2 pseudogenes are annotated in these 646 nt (G+C 31.7%); both read left to right on the top strand.

Features of this window, described 5'->3' with window-relative positions:
* Positions 1-224, top strand: a pseudogene (locus tag ACFIO5_RS12415) (hypothetical protein); the annotation flags it as partial.
* Positions 225-436: 212 nt separating this feature from the next.
* Positions 437-646, top strand: a pseudogene (locus ACFIO5_RS12410) (hypothetical protein); the annotation flags it as partial.

Here is a 646-nt window from a genome sequence, read left to right as displayed (position 1 = left end):
TGGAACAAGGAAAAAAGATAGCAATCAATATGGCTGCTTTATATATGCCAAATTTCACTTATGAAGCAAAAAATGAAGCTGCTCTTGAAGGAAAAGTTGAAAAAGTAGTCGAGCCTATCACAATAGGGATTTTTGGTATTGGAATGGCAATCGGGTATGCAACAACTGCAGTGGGACTGCTATTCGGGTGGATAATAAATCTCATTATATACAAAACAAAATAGTAGAGCTCACAAAATTTCTCTTTCAAATATGGAAACTTAATAATTCAGTATAGAAAATGAAAATAGCTTACGCTCTGTACTCATTATTACCCATAAAACGCATCGTTAATTCTTGTGAGCAAAAACAATCCTAAAAACTTTTTTTCAGCGCATCTCCTAGCTTTTTCGATGCATTTGATTAGTGATCAATTAAAAATATTTGAGGTAAAATTATGGTTAAAGTATTAAAAAATCAAGTGTTCAGTATTTTTATTGCAACGTTTTTTTCTCTTTCACAAATTATAAGTGCTCATGCAAGTCCTTTGAGAAATAGCCCTCAGCAAGAGAATATTTCTGTTTCTGTAATGGAACAAGGAAAAAAGATAGCAATCAATATGGCTGCTTTATATATGCCAAATTTCACTTATGAAGCAAAAAATGAA

It is taken from the genome of Bartonella sp. AA86SXKL, assembly GCF_042196885.1.
Note: the sequence above shows the minus strand (reverse complement) of the source record. Positions and strands in the feature narration are given on the sequence as shown.